Below are 22,713 nucleotides of genomic sequence, written 5' to 3' on the forward strand. Positions count from 1 at the left end.
CAATGGCGCGACGTCTCCGACGGCCATAAAGTCATGCAATGGGGCGATGAATGGGCGAAGTTGGGCCAAGCCTGAGACCATGACGAACTGAGCTTGGCCGCTGGGTAAGGCGGCCAAGAGATGACAGCAGGGGCAGAGCTGGGCACGATTGTCGGCTTCCCACTGGATTGGTTTGCGCCAGGCGTAGAATCGTAAGGCTGCCAACGCATCGCCAGCTGACATTTACATTTCTTTAACGTGATGGGGCGAGCATTGGTGGTGCCCCATCGCGTCGCTTTCTTACCGAAGGGGTGGAACCTTGCATGGGTGCCAGTCGTTAACCATTCAACCGGGCCGCCGCCTGACGCCCGGTTTGTTGACGAGTGTGCCTTTAGCAATAAGGGCGTTTTATTAGTCTTGGGGGCCCAAATGGCCTTGGCGGGGGGAGAGGCGGTCTGCAAAGGCCGCCTCAAACTCATAGCGGCGGCCTTGCCCCCTTTGGGGAGCAGATATGCTGTGCGCTTGGCTCTGGCCAGCCCTAGAACTGGGGCCAGCTTAGGGCTGAAGGCTTTCTTAAAGCCAATCAGAAAGGCCAACCAATCCGGTGGTCCAATCGCGCAGAAAGTTGTTCTGCGCGATCTGGGGCTCTTTGGGTTGAGACTTAGAAAGATTTGCCTGGGATCGCTTCGACCAACTGGCGCGAATAGGCTTCTTGCGGGTTGCGGAAGATTTGCATCGGCGGGCCGAGCTCCACCACGCGGCCTTTGTTCATCACCAGCACTTGGTCGCAGATTTGGCTGGCGACGCGCAGGTCGTGGGTGATGAAGATCATCGCAAGATGCCGCTCGGCTTGGATCTCGGCCAGAAGCTGCAAAACCTGCGCTTGGATCGACACGTCCAGTGCGGAGACGGCTTCATCGGCGATGATGATCTCGGGCTCGAACATCAAAGCGCGGGCGATGCCGATGCGTTGGCGCTGGCCACCGGAAAACTCATGCGGGTAGCGGTCAAAGGCGGCGCGACCAAGGCCCACACGCTCCAAGAGCGCGATGGCGGTGGTCTGCGCCTGCGCGCGGTCCATGCCATGCGCAATCGGCCCCACGGTCATCGAGGTGCCAATGCTGAGACGCGGGTTCAGCGAGGCGAAGGGGTCTTGGAAGATCATCTGCATCTTGGGACGCAGCGGGCGGAACTGCGCTTCCGTCATCGGGCGAATATCCTGCCCGTCCAGAAGGATCGCGCCCGCATCGGCCTCGATCAGCTTCATCAGAACCTTACCCATCGAGGATTTGCCTGAGCCGCTTTCGCCGACAACGCCAAGCGTCTCGCCGCGGCGCAAGGTGAAGGAGATGTCATCGACCGCTTTGACCACACGCTCTTGGCCCCAAAGGCCGGATTTCGAACGATAGGTCTTTTGCAGATTCTTCACCTGCAAAATGGGTGCGGCCTCAGCCTTATCCTCGGCGGCGGTTTCGCGCAGGCGCGGCACGGCGGCGATCAGCTTTTGGGTATAGGGATGCGCGGGGTTACCCAGCACTTCGCGGGCGGTGCCCTCTTCGACGACACGGCCCTTTTCCATCACGATCACCCGATCGGCGATATCGGCGACCACGCCGAAATCATGGGTGATGAACATCACAGACGCGCCCTTCTTGCGCTGAAGATCCTTGATCAGCTCAAGGATCTGCGCCTGAACGGTCACGTCCAAAGCCGTGGTCGGCTCATCGGCGATCAGCACATCGGGATCCAGCGCCAAAGCGATGGCAATCATCACCCGCTGCCGCTGCCCGCCAGAGAGGCGGAACGGATATTGTTTGGCCATCAGCGCCGGATCGGGCAGACCGACCTCACCCAAAAGCGACAGCACTTTGGCGCGGCGCGAGGCGGGATCGCCGATCTTATGGTTGATCAGAACCTCTTCGATCTGATCGCCCACGGTCATCAGCGGGTTCAGCGCGGACAATGGGTCTTGGAACACCATCGCAATCGCGCGGCCCCGAAGGGCGCGACGCTCTTTTTCCGGCAATTGCAGCAGATCGCGGCCACCAAAATGGATTTGACCGCGCTCTACCACCATTGCATCGGGCAAAAGCCCCATCACGGTGCTTGCCGTCACCGATTTACCCGAACCGCTTTCGCCGACAATGCAAAGGATCTCGCCGCGCTTCAGCTCAAGCGAGATCTCTTGCACGGCATGGCTGCGCTCCATCCCTTTGGGAAGGCGGACAGAGAGCGCCTTGACGGACAAGACATTATCATTCGGCAACTGGTTCAAATCGGTCATGGTGTTTCCCGTGCTGGGGCAGTCGTTGGCTTAGTTCAGACTTTCGGAACGACGAAAGCCACTTTGCGGAAGGGGGTAAGGATCTTCAGCACGATGGTGACGCCGACCGGGATGGTGACGATATCGCCCGCGCCGATCAGCTTGGTCTCGCCGCCGCCGACGGTGCATTCCGCGGTGCCTTCCATAACGACAAAGGTCTCGTCCAAGGGGCGGCCTTCGAAGGGGTAGGTGCCGGGCTCAGCGATCCAGACGGCGGCTTTGGCTGCTGCGGCTTCGTCGCCAGCTTCAACCCAAAGCGTGCGGCGGAAGGACTTTGCGCCTTCGGTCGAGTCGTAGGCCGGGACAATGTTTGCCTCGCCAGCGACGGTTGCATAGGTGTTGGTCATATTAGACATCCTGTTGGTCTAAGGGTGGGGGAGGCGTCAAGCGAAGGGGGGCAGGGTCACGCCCCCGATGCGCGACGAAAGATTGTCGATCGCGCGCATTTCTCGCAGTTTGTAATTGGGCGCATGCTTCATCCAGTAGGGCGCTTTGTGCAAAGGCTCGATGGGCAGCGAGAGGTCAGTCTCGGGCACACCCATCGCCCATTCGGAGAGAACACCGCCCAGCATGGTGCCGGTCGGCACGCCGCGCCCCGAAAGCCCGGTCAGCGCAACAACGCCGGGGGCAAGGCCGTAAAGCCGGGGCGTGGTTTTATACTGCATGTCCAACTCGCCGAACCACAGATAGTCCCAGCGGATCTCGTCTTTCACTTGCGGGTGCAGCCATTTCAGTTTGGCCGTCATCACCTTGCGGGTGTAATCCAGATCGCGCCCGCGCGGCCCCATCAAGAACATCGAGGCGATGATCCGGTTGTCCGCGCTCCATTTATAGCAATAGAAATCACCGCGCCCGTCGAGCATCGAGGTATTGGCGGGCAGCATGACCTTGCGCGCATGGTCGGAAAGTTGGTTCGTCGCCGCGACATAGACCGGCATGATCTGGAAACTTTGCTCCAGCTTTGGCCAGCCCGGCACGGTATAGGCGCCGGTGGCAAAGATCACCTTGTCGGCAACAACTGCGCCCTTTTCGGTGCCAACTTTCCACTTACCGCCAAGCTTGTCACAGCTTAGCGCCGAGGTGCCAGCATAGATCGACACACCTTCGGAGATCGCGCCCCGTGCCAGTCCTCGGGCGTATTTCAGCGGATGCAGATGCGCGCCTTGCGGGTGATACCAGCCGCCAAAGCTGCGCGGCGTGCCGGTGAGTTCCACCATCTCATCGCGCTCAATCACGCGGGTCTTAGCGCCGACCGCGTTATAGCTTTCGGTCTTGTGCTGCAGGCTTGCGATATGGCCCGGGCGCATCGCGCCGATCACCAGCCCGTTTTGCTGCCATTCGCAATCAATCCCGTAGCGTGCGATGTAATCGGCCGCTTGCTCGGCCGCGCCGGTTTGGCGTTTGATCAGCCGCTCCGCATAGGGCTGGCCCACGAGGGCGCGGACCTTGTCCAGCGGATAGTACGAGAAGGTCGGGCTGCAATGACCGGCATTGCGACCCGAGCCGCCATAGCCGATCTGCTCGCGTTCCAGCAGCGCAACCTTGACGCCTTGCCGCGCCAGTTCGATCGCGGTGGTCAGGCCGGTATAGCCGCCGCCGACGATGCAGACATCCGCCTGCACCTCTTGGTCCAAAGCCGGGCAATTGGGTGCTGGCGGGGCCGAGGCGAACCAATATGAGGTCTCGAAAGGGGAGAACTTAGGCTTGGACATGGGTCACTTCTTTTGCGAGCGGACGTCGAGCGCGTCGCGCAGGCCGTCGCCGATAAAGTTGAAGCCAGTAACGGCGATGGTTATGGCAAGGCCCGGCACAATCGCCATCCACGGCGCTTGAATCAGATACTGCTGCGCACCGTTGAGCATATTGCCCCAGCTCGGCGTGGGCGCTTGGATGCCGTAGCCAAGGAAGGACACATAAGCCTCCATCAAGATCGAGCGGGCCACGGTCAGGGTGGCGGCGACGACGATCGGCGCGATGACATTGGGCAGGATCTCGCGGAACATGATCCAGGACGACGACAGGCCCAAGCTGCGGGCGGCCATGACATAGTCACGTTCGCGCACGGTCTTGACCTCGGCTTCGACGATACGGGCCACTTCCATCCAGCTGGTGATGGCGATGATGAAAGTGATCATCAGCGGGCTTGGCTTGATGAAGGCAGCCAGCACCAGCAGCAGGAAGATCGCGGGGAAGGCCAAGAAGGCATCGACCAGCCGCATCAAGACCGCGCCGATCCAGCCGCCGCGATAGCCTGCGACGACGCCCACCACGGTGCCGATCACCGTCGAGATGATCATCGCCATAAAGCCGACCATCAGCGAGATCTGTCCGGCGTGGAACAGACGCGCGGCAATATCGCGGCCCAAAGGATCGGTGCCGAAGATATGGCCTCCGGTCAGCGGCGGGGCAAAGCGGTTGCGGACATCGATGAAAAGCTCGTCATAGGGCAGAAGGTAAGGGCCGACGAAGCAGGCAAGCGTCAGCGCGACAACCATGAAGAGGCCAATCTTGGCCAAGAGGTTGCTGCGGAAACGCTTAACGGCGCGATTGTGCCAGAAGCCGGTTTTGGGGGCGAGCGGAAGGGAAGCTGTGCTCATGATTCACTCTCACTCAAGCCGGATGCGGGGATCGACAAGCGCCACGATCACATCCGCCAAAAGGTTGCAGACCACGACCAGAATGGCCGAGAACATCAAAAGCCCCATCACGACTGGATAGTCGTTATAGCCAAGGCTATCGAGGAAGAGCCGCCCCATGCCGGGCCAGGTGAAGACCGTCTCGGTCACCAAAGCGCCGCCCAGAAGGGTGGGAAGCTGCATGCCGGTCAGGGTGATCATCGGCACCAGCGCATTGCCGAGGATGTGTTTGTTCATGATCCGGCGCGGGCTAAGGCCCTTGGCTTTGGCGGTGCGGATGAAGTCTTGGCCCAGAACCTCAAGCGTGGCCGCTCGCATATAGCGCGCCCAGATCGCGACGTTCACCAAGGCCAGAACGATTGTCGGCAGGATCAAATGGATCAAAATATCGCCCAGCGAGCCATCGCCGACGGTGATCATATTGCCGGCAGGCAACCAGCCGAGCCAAAGCGAGAAGATGAAGATTGCCACCAGACCGAACCAGAAGGTCGGGATCGACAGCGCCACGAAACAGAAGATCGTCATCGCATAGTCGAAGCTGCCGCCTTGCCGCATGGCCGAGCGCACGCCGATCCAGCCGCCCAAGAGCATCGAGATCACGGTCGAGCCGCCCATCAGCAGCAAGGTTGCGTAAAGGTGGCTGCCGATCACCGCCAGCACATCGCGCTTGTCGCGGAAGCTTTGGCCCCAATCGCCTTGGATCAAGCTCCAAAGCCAGTCAAAATATTGCACGATCAGGGGGCGGTTCAGCCCCATCTCCTCGGCGATCCGGTCCAAGGTTTCCTTGGTCATGCCGGGCGTCAGAGCAAAGCGGGACATCGGCCCACCGGGTGCCAGATGCAGCACCATGAAGCCGATCAAAGAGACCAGCAGCAGCAGAATGGCGCTTTGCCATAGGCGTCCGAGCAGAAAGCGGATCATGCGCGTGTTACCGTGAAAAGAAGGACAGGAAGGCCGGGGCGCATCTGCTGCGCCCCGGCAAAGGTAAAATCGCTGTGGGCAAGGGATAGGGCGCGCTTAGGGCGGCCCTCGCCTTGCCGGGCGAAACTTAGGCCCAACGCCAGCTGCGGATGTTCCAGGTGTCAACGCGGTTGTTCACGTTGGGCACCAGACCCTGCACGCCGACTTTCGAGCCACGGATGTTGACGTGCTGGAAGAGCGGCAGGCACGGCAGGTCTTGCCGGACCACCTCTTGCAAACGCTCATAAACCGGTTTGCGCTGTTCCGGATCGACCATCGAGGCGCCTTTTGCCAAGAGCTCATCCACCTCGGCGCTTTGGTATACCCAAGTGTTCTGACCCGTACCACCGATTGCAGCGGAAGCGTCCGAGCGGAGATAGTCCGAGCTGTCGGGATCCGGGCCCGAAACCAGCGACAGTGCCGCCAGCGCCATGTCGAACTGCGACAGCATCCAGTGATCGCCCCACATCACGGCCGGAGGCAGGTTCGAAATCAGCATCTCGACGCCAATCTCTTTGTAGCTTTGCTGGATGAATTGCTGGGTCTGCTCGCGCAGGTGGTTGCCAGCTGTGGTCGAGCAGGTGAACGACAAGCGCAGGCCGTCTTTCACGCGCACGCCGTCATCGCCGATAGCCCAGCCAGCCTCGTCCAAAAGTGCCGCTGCCTTTTCCAGATCGTAGCTGTGCGCCGGCAGGTTCGGATTATAGAAATAGGACTGCTGCGGCATGTAGGATTCGGTGGCAAGTTGCACACCGTAGTAGAGCACGTCGATGATCGTCGCTTTGTCAGTGGCGAGATACAGCGCCTCACGCACCTTCGGGTCTTGGAAGACCGGGCGTTGCAGGTTCAGGCTCAGGCCTTCCACAAAAGGCGCGCCCATCAGCTCGAGGTTGAGACCTGCGATGGTTTGTGCCTCGGCATAGTTGTCGGGGGTGATCCATTGCAGAGCCAGCACGTCGATGTCGCCGGTCTTCAGCTGCGTGTACATCACGGTGAGGTCGGGGATGTATTTGATCACCACGCGCTCAAGATAGGGGCCGTCGCCGAAATATTCAGTGTTGGCCTCAAGCTCGATGTGATCGCCGGGCACGCGGTTCTTCAGCTTGTAAGCACCGGTGCCGATTGGGGCTTGGTTGAAGGGACCATCGTTCAGGTCTTGGCCTTCAAAGGCATGTTTCGGCACGATGAAGGTTGAAGCGAGGATCGCGAGATAGGGCGCGTAAAGCTCTTTCATCTTCCAAGTGATCTCGGTCGGCGAGACCACGGTGATCTCTTCGATCAGCTCATGGCCCGCGCGGCGCCAGGATTGGAAGTTGGGGTTCATCATCAATTCAAGCGTGAACTTCACGTCTTCTGCGGTGAAGGGCTTGCCGTCATGCCAGGTGACGCCATCGCGCAGCTGGATCTTCCAGGTCAGGCCATCTTCCGAGATACCACCATTGGCAACCGTCGGCACGTCTTTGGCCAAGATCGGGAAGTATTCGCCCTTCTCGTCCACGTCAAAGAGCGGGTCAAAGATGGCGTAGTGCACGCCTTCGTCGCATTCGACGTGCAGCAGGTGCGGGTGGAAGACGGTCGGCTCTTGGCTGAAGCCCACAACCATTTGCCCCGCAGGCGCGGTTTGTGCGTGGGCTGCACCAAGCTGCGTCAGGCTTGGCAGTGCGGTGGTAACACCGGCGGCACTGAGGAACATCAGGGCTTTGCGGCGGTTCATCGTCAAAGAGGTCTGCAACATTATCAGTCCTGTGATTGAGAGGGTCTGGCCGGTTGCCCGGCTTTGTTGTTGGGAAAGGGTGATGAGGTGCGGCTCGCTTAGTAGCCGGTGATCAGTTCAATCTTGGTGCCATCGACGAAGCGCTTCAGGCGGAAGGCTTGTGTCGAGACCACCGGCGGACGGCCCAAAACCAGGTCAGCCATCAGCTTGCCCGCGCCAGGGCCGATGCCGAAGCCATGCCCCGAAAAGCCGGTGGCGACGAAGAAGCCAGGCACCTCTGGCACCGAATCCATAACCGGGATCGCATCGGGCAAAGCGTCGATATAGCCGGCCCAAGTTTGCGCGATCTTGGCGCCTTTCAGGCCCGGGAAGGCGGCGATCGCCAAGCGTAGCGAGTCATCTACCAGCTTTTGCGAGGGCTTAGGATCCAGCACGCGGGCGAATTCAAAGGGGCTGGGTTGATCGAGCTTCCAATAGGCATCCATCCGCGCCTCATCAAAGAAGCGCCAGCCGAAGCGCAGCATCAGGTTCTTCCATTCCACCTTCAGCGCGGGAATGAAGTCCATGAAATAGCGGAAGGAAGCCGGAGTGATATCTGCGATATTGCCGTGGCCCGAAGCGATCGTATAGCCACCGTCCTCGCGCTTGCGGACGGCAAAATTGTCGGACCAGAGCGCTTCCTCGGGGCCTCCCGACATCGGCGTGGTGCGCAGAACCGAGTTTTTCACCTTCAACTGCGGCAGGTGCAGCCCTTTGCGCATCGAGCGCAAGAACATCTCGGACCAAGCGCCGCCCGCCAGAACCACGGCATCGCATTCAATCACGCCACGCTCGGTGACCACCGACGACACCGCGCCATTGGTGGTCTCGATGCCGCGTACGGCGCATTCGGTCAGGATATGCGCGCCCAGCTCGCGGGCGCGCTCGGCAATCGCGGGGGCGGCCATCTGCGGCTCGGCCCGGCCGTCGTCCATGCAAAGGAGCGCGCCGGCGCGTTTCATCGCCGAGGAGCTGAAGCGCTGGTCAAACTCGGGCTTGCCCATGATCCGGCAATCAACGCCGCGCCCGTCCAGATGCTTGAGCCAAGCCTCATGATCGGCCAACTCTTTCTCGTTTTGCGCAGTGAAGACAATGCCGGTCTGCCGGTAGCCGGTGTCGCGACCGGTGCGGCGGTTGAGATCGCGCCAAAGCTTTTGCGCCTCGATGACCAAGTCAATCTCGCGAGGGTCGCGGCGGGCGACGCGGACCCAGCCCCAGTTGCGGCTGGATTGCTCGTGCCCGATGCCGCCTTTCTCGCAGATCGCAACCGATTTTCCGGCTTCGACCAGCTCTAAAGCGGTGCTGACACCGATAATACCGCCGCCGATAACCACAACGTCAACTTTTTGGGGAAGCTCACTATCCCCGTGAACGGGGACCACAAACGGACCAGGCATAACAAAGGCTCTTCATCTTGGTATTGGGCGGCCAGCGCAATGTAGCTGACCTTGAGAAAGGGCGGGGGGAGGGTTGCGGCCAAAGCCGCGCGGTCACGGCGGGTTGTAGGTCAGATGGGCCGTCGCAAAGACGGCGCTAAGGAGAAAAGGGCGGCTCATGCTTTGCCCCGCATCGTGAGGAAGGCGCGGCGCAGGATGTCGATCACGGTGTCATGCTCTTCTTGGCTCATGATGCCCAGAAAGAAGCTCTTCGACTGATCGGTGGCCACGATCTCAAGCTGATCGGCGAGTTCCAGCCCTTTGGCGGTGATATATAGCCCGGTCGCCCGGCCGTCGCGCTCATCGGGGCGCTTTTCGACAAAGCCGCCGACCACCAGCTCATCGACGATCTTGGTGCCCAGCGATTTATCCAGTTGAGAGGTCTGTGCGATGGTGCCAACGCGCACACCCGGGTGGCGGGCAATCAAAAAGAGCGCCGTAATGGTGCCTTTACGCGCGGTGAAATTCATCGCCCTGAGCCGCTGGTCAAGGTTCCGGCTCACCGCCATTTCGATGATGCGGATGTAGAATGACAGCTGATCGTCCAAGAACCCAAGCGAAGGCATTTCATCGCCCTTGGGTTGCATGGTGGCCGCCTGCGTCATCAGATCTGCTTCCTCATATGCTGTTGGGCGGCAGATTATGAATAAAGTGGAACATTTCAACTAAAATTTCGTGACGAGGGCAGGATTAGTCATTTTCCCTTAATGACGTTGGGTTTTTTGGACATAATCTTTGGTGCCCGACGGTAGTTTGCCTAATATTTCATCCGTTAATCGTGGGGCAGGGCAGAATCTAGGGAAACCTCCGCGAGCCGAAAGCGCCGGCGTTGCTCTTAGTCGAGCGCCGTCCCAGTCCTTATATTCGCCTATAAGCTGATCGAGACCATTACGCGCGGGCCGTTCTCCTTTGCCACCCAAATGAAAAATGCCCCGACCGCAGGGCGCGGGTCGGAGCATTCATCGGTTGCGCTTTATGTCAGAGAGCCCCCGCGCAATCCGTGCGCGGGGAGGTAGGCTTATTCGCCGATGGAGATTTCGGCCAGCGGCAGGTTGCAGCAGGCGCTGTAGCGGACGCCTTTGACATCGGGCGCATGGGCCAAAATGATGTCGGGGCTAACGAGTGGCAGGATGACGTGATCTGCGATCATCAGCTCACCAGCTTCGAACCATTTCGCGGTGGCTTCCTCCGGCGTTGCGGCGGCCAGAGCGGCGTCGCGAACAGCGGCCATGTTCGGGTTCACAACCTTCTCACCACTGCCGGTGGCGCGGTTCGACCAGACCGAGCCTTCGATCAGGCCGAAGACGTCGACATATTGCGAGGTGCCGAAGAAGTCGGGGGCGAAGAAGACCATCGACATCGGGATGCCCACGCCATTGGCTTGCTCACGCCAGTTCGGGAAGGGCACCGGCTGCAACTCGGCTTTGATGCCGATCTTCGACAGATCTTGCTGGATCTTTTGCATGGCCAAGTTGAAGTCCACGCCATAGACGTTCAGGTCCGGATAGACCGCTTTGATGGTAAAGCCATCGGGATGGCCGGCAGCCGCCAGCAGCTCTTTGGCCTTCTCGGGGTTGAACTCGGGCATGGTATGGCCGTCACCGCCCGGGAAGCCCAGCGGGATCGGTGCTGCGATCGGCTGGCCTTGGCCGCCAAGGGTGAATTCAATAAGCGAGGGGCGATCCACGGCGAGCGAAATCGCCTCGCGCACTTCCGGCGTCAATGGCACGGCATTGTCTTTGGCACCCGGCGACAGGGTCAGGTAGACGAAGTTGAACGAGGGCTTGTTGTAGATCACCACATCCGAGCCTTCGAGGGTCTTCAGCGTGTCCGGGTCAATCTGCATCGCTAGGTCAACGCTGCCCGATTGCAGCATCTGCGCTTGCGAGACGGCATCTTTAACCTGACGGAAGATCACTTCCGGAACGGCCGGTGCAGTGCCCCAATAGGCGTCGTTGCGCACCAAGCGCAGTTCAGCATTCGGCTCATAGGCGCCCAGCACGAAGGGGCCCGAACCGGCCGAGTTGGTCATCAACCAGCCTTCGGCCGCATCGGCTTCGGCTGCGGTCTCATCGGCGATAGCGCCTTGGGCAATCAGCACATCGCTGTTGAGGATGCCCGACATCTGGCCCGAGGTCAGCGCGGGGAATTCAGAGTTCGACGAGACCAGCTTGAAGACAACGGTATGCGCATCCGGGGCTTCCATCGAGGCGACGGTTTCGCCCACAAACGAAGCGCTGCCCTTGATGTTCTTCAGACGCTGGTAGGTCCAGACCACGTCTTTGGCCTCAACCGGCGAGCCGTCGGAGAATTTGGCGTCCGGGTTCAGCTTGAAGGTGAACTCGGACTGATCGGCATTGCCTTCATAGCTCAATGCCAGAAGCGGCTTCAGCTGGTTGTCGGCGTCCAGCGTGAAAAGCTGCTCATAGACCGAGGTGTTGTAGATCTGGCAGGTGTCACACCAAGCCCGCTGCGGATCGAGCGAGTTGATGTCCATGTCGCGCGCGATGATCAGAGCGCGCTCTTCGGCCATCGCGGGCGCTGCGGCGGCCGCCATAGCCAAGATAAGGCTGGCGCTTAGGGTAAATTTGCGGGGCAGTCTTGCTGCAGCGGGGGTCTGTCTCACGCGCATGGTAGTCTCCCTATGTGGTGGCTCTTATGGCCTTTGTCGTCTTGTGGTGGACGTGGTTCTGGCAGTGGGGTGGCGTGTCGCCGGAAATGGCGGTCTTCGCGGATCAACGGGCCAAAGGCTCGGAGACTGGCGCTGGTCCTGGCAACTCATCACAACGGTAGGCGCAGCAGCTTTGTCGACTAGTGAAACAAAATTCTGATTCACTGATGATCGAAGCCTAAGCTGCGCTGACCTTTTGACGCAACGAATTTTTTAAGGCCGACCATGGCGGGGGCTGGCTTTCGCGAAGCGCTGCTTCCGAACAGGGCAGGGCGCTTGCGGGGGGAGGAAGTGCGCTGGCAGGATTGCTCTTGCCGGATGCCCGGCTGAGGGGGGGCAAAACGGGGCTTCTCAGTTTGTGCGAAACGTGACACCCACGGGGAACCGCAATGAGTGTGTCAGTCCCGGCTGGGCCAAGGGGCCAGCCTGTCTGCAAGTTGATGAATGAGAACGGAGCCGCTTGATGACCGATTTTGCAACTGCGCTAGCCCGCTTTGAACCGGTGGTTATGCCGGCGATTCAGCTGCCAGAATTGGAGGCGCGGCTTTCTGGGCTGCAGGCGCTGATGCGTGGAGCCGGGATCAAGGCGGTCTGGCTCGATGCCTCGTCGTCTTTGACTTATTACACCGGGCTGACCTTGGGTCTTTCCGAGCGGATCCACGGCGCCTTGGTGCCCTCGGAGGGCGCGCTGATCTATGTCTCGCCCAAGTTTGAAGAGCCCAAGCTGCTAGAATTGATGAAGATTCCGGCGCGGATTGCGGTTTGGGAAGAGCACGAAGACCCCTATGCCTTGATGGCGGCCGAGGTTTCTGGCTTTGCAGCACCCGGGCAGGGGCTGGCCTTGGACCCGGCGACGCCGTTCGTTTTTGCCTCAGCGCTGATGCAGGCGGTTGCGGGGCCGGTCACCTCGGCGCAAGGGATGATCTCTGCGCAGCGGCAGATCAAATCGCCCGCCGAGCTGGCGCTGATCCAGACCGCGATGACTGCCAGCCATAGCGTGCACAAAGCGGTGCATGCGGGGCTGCGGGCGGGGGTTTCGACCACCGAAGTGCAAGAGTTTATTCTTGAGGCGCACCGCGCCTTGGGGTTGAAGCCGCTCTTTGCCGCGGTGCAATTTGGCGAGGCGACGGCCTATCCGCATGGTGTCCCGCATCCCCAAATTCTGGCCGATGGCGATATGGTGTTGGTCGATATGGGCGGCACGCTGCACGGCTACTGCTCTGACATCACGCGCACCTATGTCTTCGGCACCCCCACCGACCGCCAGCATGAGCTGTGGGAGGTGGAGCGCCGCGCCCATGCCGCCGCCTTTGCTGCGGCTCAGATCGGCGCCAGCTGCGCCTCGGTTGATGCGGCGGCGCGCAAGGTGATCACCGATGCGGGCTTTGGTCCGGGCTATGCCGTGCCGGGCCTGCCGCATCGCACCGGGCATGGTTTGGGTTTGGACATCCATGAGGCGCCCTATATCGTCGGCGGCAACGCCACCCCGCTGGCCCCCGGCATGTGCTTCTCGATCGAGCCGATGCTTTGCGTTTACGGCGAATGCGGCGTTCGTCTGGAAGACATTGTCTATATGACGGAAGACGGCCCGCGCTGGTTCGCGCCCCCGGCCGAGCGGCTGGATGACCCCTTCGGCGCGACGCTTTAAACGCGGCTCTAAGCCCTTGAGCAGAGGCCTCGTCGCTTAGGCGGGGCCCAGCAAAATATGCGTCTCTGTCTTCAGTACGCCTTCCATGCGCCGCACGGTCGAGATGAGAATGTTCAGCTCATTCATCGTGCCGACCTCGATCTCGCCAACCATATCCCAAGCGCCATTGGTGTTGGAGAGATTGGCAAAGCCCGGCAGCTTCTTGATCGAGGAGATGGCGGCGGGAATATTGCGCCCCCCGAGTTCGATCATCACGATCGCCCGGATCAGCGTGCCGCGGTCCACCTCTCGCAGCCGTACGGTAAAACCTTTGATGATGCCTTCGGCAATCATCCGGTCCAACCGCTTTTGCACCGTGCCGCGAGCAACGCCCAAAAGCGTGGCGAGTTGTGGCACCGAGGCGCGGCCGTTGATGCGCAGCTCTGCCAGAAGATTGTGGTCGAGTTGGTCCATCAATATTGCCGATTGTGTCAACGTGGCTGACGATATCAACAGTTATGTGACGATTTCAACCAAAAGTGATGTTCACTCTGATAAAAGACATTCCTAGGCTGGCAGAAAGGCTTCTGGAGAGTGAACGTGACGATTTTCCTCGGAACCGACGACGTCAAAGCGCTTTTGCGCCAGCACGGTATCGGCGAGATTCTCGAAAAGATGGTGGACTATCTGGAAGAAGACTTCCGGCGCTGGTCTGATTTTGACAAATGTGCGCGCATCGCAAGCCATTCGCCCGATGGGGTGATCGAGCTGATGCCTGTGGCCGATCAAAGCCAGTACAGCTTCAAATATGTCAACGGCCACCCGAAGAACGGCGAACGTGGCCTGCCCACTGTAGCGGCTTTCGGCATGCTGGCGGATGTTGACACAGGCTGCCCGGTGTTTCTCTCAGAGATGACCGTCATCACGGCTTTGCGCACGGCGGCCACGTCGGCGATGGTGGCGAAATATCTTGCGCGCAAAGATGCCAAAGTGATGGCTGTGATCGGGCTTGGCGCGCAGTCTGAGTTCCAGTCTTTGGCCTTCCAGTGCATCCTTGGCGTCGAGAAACTGCGTATTTATGATGCAGATCCGCGGATGGCCGCCAAATTTATGAACAATTTGGCCGGGCATGGTTTTGAGATCGAGCCTTGCGATACCGCCGAGATCGCGACCTTGGGTGCCGATATCATCACCACCGTCACTGCCGACAAACGCAATGCCACGGTGCTTTCCGACAATATGGTCGGCGCGGGCGTGCATTTGAATGCCGTCGGAGGCGATTGCCCGGGAAAAACCGAGCTGGCAAAGGACATTTTGAACCGCGCCGAGGTTTTCACCGAGTTCACGCCGCAGACCCGGATCGAGGGCGAGTTGCAACAAATGCCCGAAGATTTCCCCGTCACCGAGATGTGGCAAGTCCTGACCGGTGCCCATCCGGGCCGCCGCAATGACCGGGAAATCACGCTTTTCGACAGCGTCGGCTTTGCGGTTGAAGATTTTTCTGCGCTGCGCTTGATGCGTGACTTGGCGATTGGCTCTGGCTTGTGCCGCAGCATCGATTTAATCGCCGCCCCTGACGACCCCAGAGACCTGTTTGGTTATGCAACCGCAGATTCTCTGATGACTGCCTGAAGCGTTGAACTAAACGACCAACTGTGGAGCTAACAATGAATTTCAAGAAGCTGATGCTGGCCCTGAGCGTCTCGGCTGCTGCCCTTTCCGGTGCTGCACAAGCCGATCGTCTCGAAGCTGTCAAAGCCGCAGGCGAGCTGAGCTGCGCCAACTCGGGTGCTTTCCCTCCCTTCAGCTTTGCGAATGAAGAAAACAAGATCGTCGGCTTCGATGTCGATATCTGCGAAGAGATCGCTGCACGTTTGGGCGTTAAAGCCAATGTGATCTCGACCGCATGGGACGGCATCATTGCCGGCCTCGTTTCGGGCAAATACGACACCATCATCGGCTCGATCGGCGTGACCGAAGAGCGCGCTTTGGCGATCGACTTCACCACGACCTATTACCACTCGGGTCTGGCAATCTTCGTGCCGAATGGCTCGGAACTGGCTTCGCTGGATGATCTTGCTGGCAAAACCGTTGGCGCGACCTTGGGCGAACTGGGTGAGCAATGGGCGCAGGACCGTGGCGGCTGGACCGTTCGGACCTATAAGTCGATCCCGGAAATGCTGCTTGAGCTGAAAGCTGGCCGGATCGACGCCGTCGTCGCAGATGACATCCCGGTTCTGGTGGCTGTGAACGAAGGCGCTGCTGACGTGAAAGCGCTGGAAATTGAAGGCCTGCCGCAGTTCAAAATCGCGGTCGCGACCCAAAAGGGCAACCCCGAGCTGGTCGCAGCGATCAACCAAGCGATCACCGACATGCGCGCTGATGGCACCTATTTGAAGATCTCGGAAAAGTGGATCGGCGCTGACATCTGGTAAGCCAGTCGTCGTGTAACGGGTGAGGGGCCTTCCCTCACCCGCCTTTAAGTTTGATGTCGACGGAGTAGCGCTGCGCGATGGATTTTGAACTGATCCTTAGGATCACCCCTTTCATGGCAGAAGCTGCTTGGATGACGGTGCAGCTTTTCGCTGTGACCTTGATCCTTGGCCTGATTGTCGCCTCGGTGCTGACATGGGCCGGCTTTTCGCGCTCTGCCCTGCTGCGCGGCTTTGCCCGTGTCTATATCAGCATCATGCGCGGCACCCCGCTCTTGGTGCAGTTGTTCGTGCTTTACTTTGGCGGCCCCCAGCTTGGGCTCTCGCTGGACGCCTTCACCGCTGGTTGCATCTGCTTTGGCCTGAACATTGGCGCCTATATCTCGGTCGGTATGCGTGGCGCCATTTTGGCTGTTAGCCCCGGCCAGACCGAGGCAGCCCGGGCTTTGGGCTTTGGACGCGCGCAGACGATGCGCTTTTTCATCCTCCCCCAAGCCGCTCCGCTGATCCTGCGCTCGGTCGGGGTGAATGCCGTGATCTTGCTGAAGAGCACCGCTTTGGTTTCGGCCATTGGCGTGGTCGAACTGACCGCTGCGGGCCAGCGTTTTGCCAATGCCACCTACCAGCCCTTTGAGGCTTTGGGTGTGGCTGCCGTGTTCTATCTGGCGCTTACCTATCTGGTCACGGGCGGCGTCGCTTTGTTGGAGCGGCGCTTTGGCGTGGAAGAGGGGAAACCGTCATGATGCTCGATTTCTCCGTTGTCCCGCCCTATGCAGGCGTCTTGCTGAACGGGCTCTTGTGGACGCTGCTGATCACCGCTTTGGCCACGACCATCGCCACAGTTTGCGGCATTCTCTTCGCGCTGATATTGCTTTACGCCCCGTTGGTTCTGCGCTGGCCCGTCCGGTTCATCTGCTTCTTGATCATGGGCACGCCGCTCTTGCTGCAGCTCTTCTTGGTCTATTACGGATTGTCGCAGGTTGGCGTCAATTTGCCGGCTTTCTGGACGGGTGTTGCAGCCTTGGGCCTGCATTATGCCGTCTACAATGCTCAGATCATGCGCACCGCGATCTTGGGCGTCGATCCTGGCCAGACCGAGGCGTCGCGCGCTTTGGGCTTTGGCCGTCTGGCGACTTTGCGCCACTTCATCTTGCCGCAGGCCTTGCTGGTTGCCACGCCGCAGTTGGGCAACAACACCCTCATCTTGCTGAAAGATACCGCTCTTCTTTCGGTGATCGGAATCACGGAACTGGTGCTTAGCTCGCAATTGTCGATCAGCCGCACCTTCCGTCCCTTTGAATTCTATCTGACCATCGCAGCCCTCTATTATGTCATTAATCTTGGCATGGAGTGGGTGTTGCGCCGGTTGGCGCGTCGCTTGGAGGCCATCAAATGACCACCCAAACCCAGCCGATGGTTTTGCTGAAAGGCATCCGTAAGCATTTTGGCAGCCATGAGGTGCTTAAGGGCATCGACCTGACCGTCGAGCGCGGCAAGATTGTCTCGATCATCGGGCCAAGCGGGTCGGGCAAGAGCACGCTGTTGCGCTCGATCAATATGCTTGAACCGCCGAATGCGGGCGAGATCTGGTTGAATGGTGAGCTGGTCAACCAGCCGCTGACCGGTCGCGCCTATGAGACGCATATCAACGCCGTGCGCCAAAAGATGGGCAAGGTGTTCCAGCAGTTCAATCTTTTCCCGCATCTGACCGCTTTGCAAAACCTGACCATCGGCCCGATCAAGCTGAAGGGCGTCAGCCCAGCTGAAGCCAAGGTCCAAGCGATGGAGTTGCTGGCCAAGGTTGGTCTCGCCGATAAGGCCGATGCCTACCCGGCACGACTTTCGGGCGGTCAAAAGCAACGCGTGGCAATCGCCCGCGCTTTGGCCATGCGCCCGCAGGTCATGCTCTTTGACGAGGCAACCTCGGCGCTGGACCCTGAGCTGGTCGATGAGGTCAACCTTGTCATGAAGCAGCTCGCGGCCGAGCAGATGACCATGCTGATCGTCACCCATGAGATGAACTTTGCCGCCGAGGTCTCGGACTGGGTGCTCTTCATGGAAGACGGACTTGTGGTCGAGCAAGGTCCGCCTGAGCAAGTCTTGAAGAACCCGGTCATGGCCCGCACGCAAAGTTTCTTGCGCAAGCACCTCGCAAGCTAAGACCGCCGAAAGCCTCAGCAAACTTTTAAGGATCTTCCTCCGTCATGGGAGGGGAAGGATAAACTATGTCTACAGATCAATGGAATGTGCAGGAGCGCGCCGCCCAGATCTCGCATGATCTGGTGTCGTGGAACAGCGAAGGTGGTTTGCAGGGTGAGGCGGATTTCGCCATGCGTCTGCGCGATTACCTGCTGGAGATTCCGTATTTCCGCGAGAACCCCGACGATATCACCATCTATCCGGCCTATGGCCAGCCGCAGACCTATAACCTGCTGGCGTTGGTGCGTGGCACCGGCAAGCGCACCTTGGGCATGGCGGGGCATTACGACACCGTCTCGATCCAGAACTATCATGAGCTGGCGCATCTCGCCTGTGATCCGGTGCCTTTGCGCGAAGCGCTGATCGCGGATCTCGCCTCGCGCAGCCTCTCGGAGCAAGAGGCCCGCGCTTTGGCGGATTTCCAAGGCGGTGATTTCGTGCCGGGCCGTGGTATGCTCGACATGAAAAGCGGTTTGGCCGCTGGGATTGCTTTGATCGAGCATTTCTCGACGCTTGAGGGCCGTGAGGGCAATCTGCTCTTCATGACCACGCCGGATGAAGAGCGTGAAAGCCGCGGCATGCGGGCTTTGCGCGAAGATCTTCCCGGCTATCTGGCCGCGCGCGGGCTTGAGCTGGATGCCGCGATCAACCTTGATGCGACCTCGGATCAGGGCGACGGCGCTTTGGGGCGTGCTGTTTATGAAGGCACCATCGGCAAGCTGTTGCCTTTTGCCTATGTGATCGGCCAATCCTCGCATGTCTCCTATCCGTTCGAGGGTATTTCCGCCCAGCTGATCGGGGCTGAGATCCTGCGCGGGATCGAGGGCAATACCAATCTGGCGGATGCCGGTGGCGGCGATGTCGCCCCGCCGCCGATCTGCCTTGAGGCGCGGGACACCCGCAATGTCTATGAGGTGACGACGCCCGAGCGGTTCTGGCTTTCGTTCAACTGGCTCTTCCAATCGGGCACCGCTGAAGATCGCTTCACGCAATTCCGCGCCGAGGTTGAGGCTGCGCTCACCCGCGCGACCGAGGCCTTCCGTAAAAACGCCGCCGCTTATGGGGCTTTGATCCAAGCCAGCCCCGGGGCCTCCACGGGCGCGGCGCGGGTGATCACTTTGGCCGAGTTGCGCGCCACTGCATTGGCCGATGCCGCAGCCGAGAAGGCTTTTGCCGACTGTGAAGCCAGCCTTGCCGGGATCGACAATCCGCTGGAACTGTCGCGCCGTCTGACCGAATGGCTGGCCAATGCGGCCTTGCTGAAGGGCCCCTGCGTGGTCATCGGCTTTGCCGGTCTGCACTATCCGCCGAGCCGTTTGGACCCGGCCGATCCGCGCGCTGCGGACCTTCTTGCCGCGATCGAGAAGGCCGAGGCTTGGGCCGTTGCCGCAGAGCAGCCGCACTGCCGCCGCCCCTATTTCCAAGGCATCTCGGATATGAGCTTCCTTGGTCAGCCGAAGAAAAAAGGCGCAGATGTGGTGGCGCAGAACACCCCTGCCGCGCGTTTGGTGGATGAGCCCTCGGCCGAAGCCTTGGGCTTCCCGACCGTGAACATCGGCCCTTGGGGGCGTGAGTTCCACCAGCGGCTTGAGCGCGTACATGGACCCTATGCCTTTGGCATCTTGCCCAAAGTGCTGAAGGAAATCGCCATCGCCTTCCTGGCCCCTAAAGCCTGACGATCAAAGCTCAAGCGCTCCGTCTGAACGACGGGGCGCTTGGCGCAAGTACCCCTTGAACATTCTCCATACTGAAGAGAGCGCGTTATGAAATCTCGCTATCGTGTCGTCATTATTGGCGGCGGTGTTGTCGGTGCCTCGGTTGCCTATCATCTGGCCAAACTCGGCTGGACCGACACCGCGATTATTGAGCGCAACGTCCTGACCTCGGGCTCAAGCTGGCATGCGGCGGGTGGCATCCACACGCTGAACTCGGACCCGAACATGTCGGCGCTGCAGTCCTATACGATCAAGCTTCTGCCCGAGATCGAAAAGGAATCCGGTGTTAACATTGGTCTGCATATGACCAGCGGCATCCTGATTGCCCGCGATGCTGACCGTTGGGATTCGATGCAAGGCAACTTCCGCTCGATGCAGGCGATTGGCATCGACGATTGCCGTATGGTGACTCCGGAAGAGATCAAAGAGCTTTGCCCGCTGGTCCATGTCGATGACCTCAAAGGCGGTATGGTCGCCGAGAGCGAAGGCTTCGTTGATCCCTCGGGCGTGGTGCATGCCTATGCCCGCGCGGCCAAGAACATGGGCACCGATATCATCGAGCACAACCGGGTGCTGGCGCTCAAGCAACTGCCCAATCTGGAATGGGTGGTCGAGACCGAGCAAGGCACCATCCACGCCGAGCATGTGGTGAACGCAGGCGGCCTTTGGGCCAAGCAGCTTGGCCGCATGGTCGGGCTGGAGCTGCCGGTCACACCGATGGAGCACCATTACCTGATCACCGAAAGCATCCCCGAGATCGCCGCGATCAAAGGCGATATCCCGGCGGTGGTTGACCTCGACGGCTTCTCTTACACCCGTCGCGAAGGCAATGGCCTTCTCCTTGGCATCTATGAGCAAGACTTCCGCCATTGGAATATGGACGGCGCGCCGTGGAATTACGGCATCGAACTGATCCAAGAAGACCCCGAGCGGATCTCGGAAGAACTGGCCCTCGCCTTCCACCGCTTCCCCTGCCTGCAAGACGCGGGCGTCAAGCGTTGGGTCAACGGCGCCTTCACCTTCTCGCCCGATGGCAACCCGATCGTCGGCCCGGTGCGCAACCTGCCGAACTATTGGCTGGCTTGCGGCGTGATGGCGGGCTTCTTGCAAGGCGGCGGCGTCGGCAAATCTTTGGCCGAATGGATGGTGCATGGCGAGGCCGAGGCCGATATCTTCGGCATGGATATCGCGCGCTACGGCAACCACGCCGGCAACCGCGAATATATCCGTCAGACCACCGGCCAGTTCTACTCGCGCCGCTTCCTGATGACCTATCCGAACGAGCATCTGCCCGCCGCGCGTCCCTTGAAGACCTCGGGCGCTTATGACGGGATGACGGCGGCTGGCGCGCGTTGGGGGGCAAGCTGGGGTCTGGAGATCCCGCTTTACTTCGCGCCTGCGGACTTCGTCGAAAAGCCCAGCCTGCGCCGTTCGGGTGCCTTCGACTATGTCGCCGCCGAAGTCAAAGCCGTGCGCGAGGCCGCTGGTCTGCTCGATATCTCGGCCTATTCGCGCTACGAGGTCAAAGGTCCGGGCGCCGAGGCTTGGTTGGACCGGTTGCTGGCTTGCAAACTGCCGAAAGCTGGCCGCGCCAAGCTGGCACCGATGCTGGCCGAGGATGGCCGCTTGAAGGGCGATCTGACGGTGATGAACTGGGGCGATGGCAGCTTCTGGCTGATGGGCTCCTTCTACCTGCGCGAGTGGCATATGCGCTGGTTCGAGGGCCATATGTCGGAAGGCGTCGCGCTCAAAGACATCTCTGAACAAGTCTGCGGCTTTGCCATCTCGGGCCCGAAATCGCGCGAGATCTTGCAAAAGCTGACGCATCAAGACCTCAGCACCCTGCCGATCTTCGGCGCCACCACGGTGGATCTGGGGCTTTATACCTGCCGCGTCGTGCGCATGTCGCTGACCGGCGAGCTGGGCTTTGAAATCAACTGCGGCGCTTTGGAACATGCGGGCCTGCGCCGCGTGCTTCTGGCTGCCGGGGCTGAGCTTGGTCTGAAAGAGGTCGGCTTCTATGCCGGCGGTTCGCTGCGGATCGAAAAGAGCTACGGCATCTGGAGCCGGGAGTTCACCCAAGGCTACACCCCGGTGCAGACCGGCTTCGACCGCTTCGTCGCCTATGATAAAGGTGACTTCATCGGCGCCGAGGCTGCTCGTAAGGACCGCGATGCGCCCAGCACCACCCAGCGCATCGTCACGCTTGAAGTTGAAGCGACCACCGCCGACTGCACCGGCTATGAGCCGGTTTGGCAAGGTGAGCAACTGATCGGCTATGTCACCTCGGGTGGCTATGGCCACAGCTTGGGCAAGAGCCTGGCGATCGCCATGGTCGATCTGGCCGCGATCACCGGCACCGAGCCGCTCTCGGTCCATATCGTCGGAGAGCGTTGCGCGGCCAAGATCATCCCCGCCTCGCCTTACGACCCCGAAGGCAAGAAGATGCGAAGCTAAACGACATAGGGCGCCGTAAGGCGCCCTATTCTTTTTCCCAGGTCCGCATCTGCGACGTAAACCGAGTCGAAAAGCTACTTTCGGGGAATCGCACAGCAACGACCGGGCGGCGATTCTACCAAACGGGGCCGATTCTGCGGCTTCACCGGGGCGATTCCCGGCGCCCGAGCTCCAAATCCGCCGGGGGCAGGAGAACCGGGCCAAAAACAGCCAAGCCTTTGATCGCGCCGGGAAGGCCAGAAAAAAACCAGCAATCATTGGAGAAAACCGCGGCTAGGACGGCGAGCATCGCCCCAGGCCGGGTTCGTTTTCGGTGCAAAGTTTTGACTTCCGCGTTTTTCCCTCTTGCGGCTGCCTGCTGTGGGGCCTAGATACCGCCTCACCGAAGCGGAACGGTGATCGGAAGCGCAAGCGGAAGGTTGGCGGGAGGCGGAAGGAGCGGCGGTTGAAAGATTGCTGCGATACGAAATTCTGGATGCGAGGTTGCAGGCAGCGCCAAGAGATTGGTGTCCCTGTGGTTTTTGT

19 protein-coding genes are annotated in these 22,713 nt (G+C 60.2%); 8 read left to right on the forward strand and 11 right to left on the reverse strand.

The window, feature by feature from the left end; all coding sequences use genetic code 11:
• The 10 genes from Q9295_RS17250 to Q9295_RS17295 form a co-directional block, all read right to left on the reverse strand.
• Window positions 1-222: hypothetical protein (locus Q9295_RS17250; RefSeq protein WP_306681829.1), on the reverse strand; the 222-nt coding region annotated here is incomplete at its 3' end.
• A 418-nt stretch (window positions 223-640) separates the two neighbouring features.
• Complete coding sequence (locus Q9295_RS17255; RefSeq protein ID WP_306681831.1) at window positions 641-2,263, reverse strand: ABC transporter ATP-binding protein; 1,623 nt, start codon at window positions 2,261-2,263, stop codon at window positions 641-643.
• Between the two features lie 35 nt (window positions 2,264-2,298).
• The gene (locus Q9295_RS17260; RefSeq protein WP_306681832.1) at window positions 2,299-2,649 is read right to left on the reverse strand and encodes a cupin domain-containing protein; all 351 of its coding nucleotides are present in this window, start codon (window positions 2,647-2,649) and stop codon (window positions 2,299-2,301) included.
• 36 nt (window positions 2,650-2,685) lie between these two features.
• Entirely contained in the window at window positions 2,686-4,014 is a 1,329-nt protein-coding gene (locus Q9295_RS17265) for an NAD(P)/FAD-dependent oxidoreductase (protein WP_306681833.1), read from the reverse strand.
• 3 nt (window positions 4,015-4,017) lie between these two features.
• Window positions 4,018-4,899 carry an ABC transporter permease gene (locus Q9295_RS17270; RefSeq protein WP_306681834.1) on the reverse strand — a complete coding sequence of 294 codons (882 nt, stop codon included), beginning with the start codon at window positions 4,897-4,899 and terminating at the stop codon, window positions 4,018-4,020.
• Between the two features lie 9 nt (window positions 4,900-4,908).
• Window positions 4,909-5,859, reverse strand: coding sequence for an ABC transporter permease (locus Q9295_RS17275; RefSeq protein WP_306681835.1), 951 nt, complete (start codon window positions 5,857-5,859; stop codon window positions 4,909-4,911).
• A 127-nt stretch (window positions 5,860-5,986) separates the two neighbouring features.
• Entirely contained in the window at window positions 5,987-7,633 is a 1,647-nt protein-coding gene (locus Q9295_RS17280; RefSeq protein ID WP_306681836.1) for a peptide ABC transporter substrate-binding protein, read from the reverse strand.
• Between the two features lie 77 nt (window positions 7,634-7,710).
• Window positions 7,711-9,048 carry an NAD(P)/FAD-dependent oxidoreductase gene (locus Q9295_RS17285; RefSeq protein ID WP_306681837.1) on the reverse strand — a complete coding sequence of 446 codons (1,338 nt, stop codon included), beginning with the start codon at window positions 9,046-9,048 and terminating at the stop codon, window positions 7,711-7,713.
• Between the two features lie 155 nt (window positions 9,049-9,203).
• A complete protein-coding gene (locus Q9295_RS17290; RefSeq protein WP_306681838.1) occupies window positions 9,204-9,692 on the reverse strand; it encodes a MarR family winged helix-turn-helix transcriptional regulator in 489 nt (162 codons plus the stop codon).
• 413 nt (window positions 9,693-10,105) lie between these two features.
• The gene (locus tag Q9295_RS17295) at window positions 10,106-11,719 is read right to left on the reverse strand and encodes an ABC transporter substrate-binding protein (RefSeq protein ID WP_306681839.1); all 1,614 of its coding nucleotides are present in this window, start codon (window positions 11,717-11,719) and stop codon (window positions 10,106-10,108) included.
• Between the two features lie 502 nt (window positions 11,720-12,221).
• On the opposite strand from Q9295_RS17295, the gene Q9295_RS17300 reads away from it, so the two are divergent.
• A complete protein-coding gene (locus Q9295_RS17300) occupies window positions 12,222-13,406 on the forward strand; it encodes a M24 family metallopeptidase (protein ID WP_306681841.1) in 1,185 nt (394 codons plus the stop codon).
• Between the two features lie 36 nt (window positions 13,407-13,442).
• Here Q9295_RS17300 and Q9295_RS17305 read toward each other — a convergent pair whose 3' ends face one another.
• Window positions 13,443-13,859, reverse strand: a complete 417-nt coding sequence (locus Q9295_RS17305) for an Lrp/AsnC family transcriptional regulator (protein WP_306681842.1) — start codon at window positions 13,857-13,859, stop codon at window positions 13,443-13,445.
• Between the two features lie 126 nt (window positions 13,860-13,985).
• Between Q9295_RS17305 and ocd the strand changes: the two genes are divergently transcribed.
• From ocd to Q9295_RS17340, 7 genes are all read left to right on the forward strand, one after another.
• The gene (gene ocd, locus Q9295_RS17310; protein ID WP_306681843.1) at window positions 13,986-15,017 is read left to right on the forward strand and encodes an ornithine cyclodeaminase; all 1,032 of its coding nucleotides are present in this window, start codon (window positions 13,986-13,988) and stop codon (window positions 15,015-15,017) included.
• A gap of 35 nt (window positions 15,018-15,052) precedes the next feature.
• Window positions 15,053-15,820: a transporter substrate-binding domain-containing protein gene (locus tag Q9295_RS17315; protein ID WP_306681845.1), complete on the forward strand. Its 768-nt coding sequence runs from the start codon at window positions 15,053-15,055 to the stop codon at window positions 15,818-15,820.
• Between the two features lie 113 nt (window positions 15,821-15,933).
• On the forward strand, window positions 15,934-16,560 hold the full coding sequence (locus tag Q9295_RS17320; protein ID WP_306681846.1) for an amino acid ABC transporter permease: 627 nt from the start codon (window positions 15,934-15,936) through the stop codon (window positions 16,558-16,560).
• Complete coding sequence (locus tag Q9295_RS17325) at window positions 16,557-17,213, forward strand: amino acid ABC transporter permease (protein WP_306681847.1); 657 nt, start codon at window positions 16,557-16,559, stop codon at window positions 17,211-17,213. The genes Q9295_RS17320 and Q9295_RS17325 overlap by 4 nt, the downstream gene beginning before the upstream one ends.
• Window positions 17,210-17,977, forward strand: coding sequence for an amino acid ABC transporter ATP-binding protein (locus Q9295_RS17330; protein ID WP_306681848.1), 768 nt, complete (start codon window positions 17,210-17,212; stop codon window positions 17,975-17,977). Before Q9295_RS17325 ends, Q9295_RS17330 begins: the two co-directional genes overlap by 4 nt.
• A gap of 65 nt (window positions 17,978-18,042) precedes the next feature.
• On the forward strand, window positions 18,043-19,692 hold the full coding sequence (locus Q9295_RS17335; protein ID WP_306681849.1) for a M20/M25/M40 family metallo-hydrolase: 1,650 nt from the start codon (window positions 18,043-18,045) through the stop codon (window positions 19,690-19,692).
• 87 nt (window positions 19,693-19,779) lie between these two features.
• Entirely contained in the window at window positions 19,780-22,188 is a 2,409-nt protein-coding gene (locus Q9295_RS17340; protein ID WP_306681850.1) for a GcvT family protein, read from the forward strand.
• The last annotated feature ends 525 nt before the right edge of the window (window positions 22,189-22,713 follow it).

Origin of the sequence: Pseudogemmobacter lacusdianii (assembly GCF_030848395.1) — a bacterium.
Classification (GTDB): Bacteria; Pseudomonadota; Alphaproteobacteria; order Rhodobacterales; family Rhodobacteraceae; genus Pseudogemmobacter; species Pseudogemmobacter lacusdianii.